Source organism: Longimicrobium sp., assembly GCF_036554565.1.
GTDB lineage: Bacteria > Gemmatimonadota > Gemmatimonadetes > Longimicrobiales > Longimicrobiaceae > Longimicrobium.
Window position 1 is genome coordinate 1 of the sequence record NZ_DATBNB010000130.1, and the last position, 5,208, is coordinate 5,208.

Annotated in this window: 4 protein-coding genes; 1 reads left to right on the plus strand and 3 read right to left on the minus strand. The window is 70.7% G+C overall.

The genetic code is table 11. The features are described from left to right. Both VIB55_RS03440 and VIB55_RS03445 read right to left on the minus strand, forming a co-directional pair. Positions 1–2,771 (minus strand): DNA/RNA non-specific endonuclease (locus VIB55_RS03440; RefSeq protein ID WP_331875269.1); only part of this gene is annotated, 2,771 nt, incomplete at its 3' end. Positions 2,772–2,926: 155 nt separating this feature from the next. Further along, positions 2,927–3,340 (minus strand): nuclease A inhibitor family protein, encoded by a 414-nt coding sequence (locus VIB55_RS03445; RefSeq protein ID WP_331875270.1) that lies wholly within the window; start codon positions 3,338–3,340, stop codon positions 2,927–2,929. A gap of 257 nt (positions 3,341–3,597) precedes the next feature. Between VIB55_RS03445 and VIB55_RS03450 the strand changes: the two genes are divergently transcribed. Continuing rightward, the gene (locus tag VIB55_RS03450; RefSeq protein ID WP_331875271.1) at positions 3,598–4,269 is read left to right on the plus strand and encodes a hypothetical protein; all 672 of its coding nucleotides are present in this window, start codon (positions 3,598–3,600) and stop codon (positions 4,267–4,269) included. Positions 4,270–4,311: 42 nt separating this feature from the next. Here VIB55_RS03450 and VIB55_RS03455 read toward each other — a convergent pair whose 3' ends face one another. Next, the gene (locus tag VIB55_RS03455; RefSeq protein ID WP_331875272.1) at positions 4,312–5,079 is read right to left on the minus strand and encodes a transglycosylase SLT domain-containing protein; all 768 of its coding nucleotides are present in this window, start codon (positions 5,077–5,079) and stop codon (positions 4,312–4,314) included. Positions 5,080–5,208 lie beyond the last annotated feature (129 nt).

Here is a 5,208-nt window from a genome sequence, read left to right on the forward strand (position 1 = left end):
AGCTTGGCGACCAGCGAAATCTCTTCGCCGCGCTGCAGGTGGGCGTTCTGCACCGCGTTGATCAGCGCGGCCGTGCCCTGCTCCGGCGACTGCACCGCGACCGTCGAGGTGCGCACGCCCTCGCCGCCGTCGTCATCGGTCACCCGCACCGTTACCGTGTAGATGCCGGCCGACGTGTAGCGGTGCGCGAGGGCGAACGTCCCGCCATCCAGCGCCAGCGCACGCGGGCCCGAGCCGTCGCCGTAGTCCACGATGGCGGTGAAGGTGTCGTCGCCCGCGTCGGCGAACGAGCCCGCCGCCGAGTAGCTCTCGCCCTGCAGCAGCGCCGCGCCGCTGAACGCCGCCACCGTGGGCGCCGCGTTCATCACCGTCACCACCGTGGTGGCCGTATCGGCCGCGCCGTACTCGTCGCTCACGATCACCGACACGGGGTAGGTGCCGTTGTCCGTGTAGACGTGCACCGGGCGGGCGCCCGTGCCGGTGGCGCCGTCGCCGAAGCTCCACGCGTAGGTCAGCGCGTCGCCATCCGGATCGGTGCTGCCCGAGGCGTCCAGCGTGACCGACGAGCCCTCGATGCCGATGTACGGCCCGTCCGTGGCCGCGACCGGGGCGCGGTCGTTGGCCTCGACGATGCGCTCGATGGCGTTCGGAAGCTTGTCGAGCAGGTCGTAGCCGGTGCGCGCCTCGATCTGGTCCACCGTCACCGCGTACATCTCCCACGCGTTGTTGCGCATCCCGCGGGCGGCGGCCGTGTCGTTGGGCATGCGGATGGCCAGCACCTGCACGTCGCCCGTGCCGCGCACGTCGTTCAGCCCCTCGCCGCCGTCCATCACCACCGCCACCTTCCAGGTCCACTCGGGAATCTGCACGCGGCCCTGGCCCTTGAGAGTGGCCGGGTTGGCCGAGTACTCGCCGCCGGCGACCACGTAGATCTCTTTGCCCTGCTGGCGGGCCAGGTCGTTCAGGTGGTTCTCGAACTTGCTCCAGGGGCCCTGGTTGTTCTCACCGGCCTGCGGAAGGATGTTCGTCAGCAGGAAGGTGCTGGCGTTCTCCTGGTCCGTGGTCGTGCGGCTTTCCGACTGGACCATGTGGCCACGGTCGTACCCGCCGTTGCGGTAGTCGAAGTCCACCACGCGGTAGGTGCCCGAGGGGAGCGTCTGGTCGGCGCTGAAGCAGTCGCAGCGCGGCGCGGCGCCGAACTGCGTGGCGTTGATGTTCCAGCTCACCCAGTTGGGCCCGCCGCGCGTTTCGCTGTACGAGGCCGCGAACTGCGGCTTGCTCAGCAGCACGCCGGTCGCCGCGGGTGTGCCGAACTCCACGTGGTTGCGGTAGACGGCCGGGGTGGACGCCGTGCCGGGCAGGATCGTGATCTGCGCCGTGCCCGACACGCCGTTGGGGGCGGTCGCGGTAACGGTTACCGTGCCGGCCGAAACGCCGGTGATGTAGCCCATGGAGTCCACGACGGCCACCGAGGCGTCGGACGTGGTCCACGTGTACGCCGGGGGCGGCGAGACGACCGTGTTGAAGGCGTCGCGCGCCGTGGGGAACGCCGGCTTGGTGTAGCCCGCCGGAACCGAACGCGGCGTGTTGATGCTGATGCTGATGGAGGCCACCACCCCCGGCTGGCCGGCCCCGCCGCTGGAGCTGTTGGCAGCGCCCGGCGTGCCCTTGTCGCCGCCCGCGCCGAAGAAGGCCGTCGAGGTGAACCAGTTGGTGCCCGCGCCGGCGTCGGTGTTGTCGGCCGCCGCGTCGATCACGGAGCGCGAGGCGCCGCGGGGGGCGGTGACGGCCCAGTCCACCGAGTCGGCGGTGGCCCCGGCGCCATCCTTGAGCACCAGGTGGTCGGAGCTGTTGCCCAGGTTCACGTTCGCGAAGACGTGGCCCACGGCCACGCCGCCGTTCGTCGCGGAGTTGTCGTTGCGCCCCAGCACCAGGTAGCCGTTGGCCGGCACGGTCACGGCGGCGGTGATGGTGTGCCCCGCGTCGCCGCGCGACACGATCTTCCATCCCTGCAGGCTCACCGGCGCCGCGGTGCGGTTGACCACCTCGAACCACTCGCCGTCGGCGTCGAGCACGGCGTTGGGATCGGCCAGGATCTCGTTGATCACGATGGCGCCGGTCCCCGTGGAGGGGGGCGGCGGCGGCGGGGTGGTGGTGGAGCCGTCGTTCACCGCGCCGGGGGTGCCCTTGTCGCCCAGGCCGTACGTGGTGGTGGCGGTGGACCAGTTGGCCCCGCTCATCACCACGTTGTCGGCGGCGGCGTTCACCACGCCGCGCGAGGCGCCCGTGGGCGGCGACGCCGTGCCCCAGGCCACCGAGTCTACCGAGGCGCCCGACGCGTCGCGCAGGGCCAGCCAGTCGGTGGTGCCGTTGGCGAGCGTAAAGGTGGAGCGGTAGGCGTGGGTGGCGTTGAGGCCGCCGTTCCTGGTGACGTCGCCGCTGCGCGCCAGCACCACGAACCCGCCCGCGGGAACCACCACGCTGACGGGGATCACGTACGCCGCGTCGTTGGCCGAGGCCAGCGTGTACCCCTTCAGGTCCACGTCCGCCGATCCGGGGTTGTACACCTCGAACCATTCGCCGAAATCGTCGAGCACCGCGTTGGGGTTGGGCATCACCTCGTTGATGACCAGCCCGGTGGCCGCAGCCGCCTGGAGGTCCATGCGGGCGCCGCCCGCCGCGGGCGCGGTCACCTCGTCCCGCGAACAGGCCGACAGCAGCACCGCGCCAAGGATTGCGGCCCCGAAGACACGCAGCGTCGAAAGGCTCATGGGGATTCCGGCAAGGGGGGCGAATAGGATCGCGCCTCCGATCGGAGGCGCGGAACCCGTCAGGGATAGGCGATGAAGATACCATTCCCGACACCGGAATTCAACCCCCTACACCGGACGTATCTCGTTTCGAGGTATCATCTTACGTGCAACCGTCAGGTCTCGACCGCCACCGTTTCCAGCCCGGCCAGGTTCCCGTTCCCGTCTCCCCCCACGACGTAGCAGCGAACCTCGATCTTTCCCAGCCGGTACACCGTGGCGCCGCGCAGCCGCATGCGGAGCAGCTCGCGCAGCGCCTCATAGCGCGGGCGGATGACCTGCGCCTGGGCGTCCCACGGATCGCTGGTTTCCGTGTGGCCGGCGAAGAAGTGGTCCAGCGAGCGCTCCTCGGCCGGCGAACCGTTCGGCTCGCAGAGGAGCCGCGCGAATTCCTCCACGCCGGGCGGCTCGTCGCCAGCGCCGGGGAGAAAGAAGAACGAGAAGGGGCGATCGGCTTCGCTGCCGTACGTGAGCCCCGCCGCGGCGGCCTCCAACTCACGCTTCAGTTCATCGGGATCGGTCTGGGCCATGGATTCTGAGTCTGGTGGAAGTTGGTGCTGTCCCCTGCGCCCGTGCGTTCCGCCGCCGTGCCTGTCATCAGGGGTAGACAGATGCGCAGGTCCAAATCGACGGACGCACGCAGGGCAGCGTGTTGATGCGCAATCACTTGCGGCGGAAACCCACGCCCGGGCGCTCCGGTTGCTCATTTAACCAGGCGACGGCGGAGGGACAGCCGCCGCCCGCGCCGCTCCGGCGCTCCATGGAAGCATGACAGCGAGACACCCCGATGCCCCGATTCCGCACCCTGGTCTTCGCCGCCGCCGCCCTGCTGGCGCTGGCCTCGCCGCAGTCCGCCGACGCGCAGTTGTCGTCCACCGCGCAGTGGCGCGGCAGCCGCTCCGAGCGGATGATCGACCGCGCCGTGCGGTACTACGGCTACAACCCCAACCGGCTGACGCGGGAGCAGTCCCGCGCCATCGAGCAGACCTGGTCGGAGCTGCTGGGCCCCGGCCCGCGGCGAGGGACTCTCACGCCCACGCAGGCGACAGCCATCGTGTACATGGCCCTGGTGTTTCCGCACGAGGAGCAGGCCGGCGGCGGATACCCGGACCGGCCGGACTACGACGACCGGCCCGGCGGCGCGCACCCGCCGTACTGGGGCCGCGAGTGCGTGCAGATGCAGGCGCAGGCGTACGAGCTGGGCAACCTGGCGTCGGCGTCGGAAACGCACACGGGGCTGTTCGTGATGGAGCCGGAAAAGGGACGCGCGCGCACGCTGGCCCGGCAGATCCAGCAGAACGCCATCGAGTGCCGCGCCACCGCCGTCGCCGACCGCGCGGACGACGTGCTCACCGCACTTTCGGATCACCTCCCGGAACGCAGCGTCGTGTCGCGCCGCGTGGACGCGCTGAAGCAGGAAATCCGCGACGCCTCGCCCGACCGGGGCGGACGCTACTGACCCGTGGACGACGGAGGCCGGGTGCCCCGGAGGGTGCCCGGCCTACTTGCTCGCGGCGGAATCGGCCGGCAGAGGGCCGACGCCCTTCCCCTGGTAGCTGCGCCCGCCGTGGGCACGAGGACCCAGGACCCGCGCGCCGTAGCCGTTCTCGGGGTCCTTTCCCCGCTTGAGCGCACGGTCGACGGCGATTTCGCCGCGGTTGTAGGCGATGACGCCCAGGCGCACCGCGTCGTTCCCGTACTTGTCGTAGCGCTCGATCATCTCGCGCAGGTAGCCGAAGCCCAGCCGCATGTTGGTGTTGGGGTCCATCAGCTCGCGGCTGGTGTCGATCTCGGGATTGATGCTGCGCGCGGTGCCAGGCATCATCTGCACCAGCCCCGCGGCGCCGCCCTGCCCCACCGCCCCCGGATCGAACACGCTTTCCACGCGAACCAGGCGAAAGCCCAGCTCCGGGTCCAGCCCTACCTCGGCGGCGGCGTCGTAGACCATCCGCGCCATGGTGTTGGTGATGTTGTAGCGCGCCACCATCTGGTCGCAGAGGATCTCGCGCGGATCGGCCTTCTTTTCGACCACCCGCTCCAGGTATGGCGTCTTCACGAGCCGGGGGGTGCGCGGGGCAGCCACGCGCAGCTCGCGCAGGCTGTCGGGGACGCCCGCGGCCGGCGCGAAGGCGCGAGACACGCCCGCGGTGGAGCGCGCGAGGGCGATGCCGGCGATGAGGATCAGCGGAAGCAGCGCCAGCATCCAGCGCGGGATGCCGGCCAGCCCGTACTTCTTCGAGGATCCGCTGGATCGGGCAGTGTCGGTCACGGTCCATCTCCTCCGTTTTCCGAACCGTCCATCCGAACGGTGTGGCGCGGCCACCCGGAGCAAATCCGGGACCGGCGGCGGCGCCGGTCCCGTCCCCCGGTCCGTCTCCCGGCTCCCTACAGTTCGATC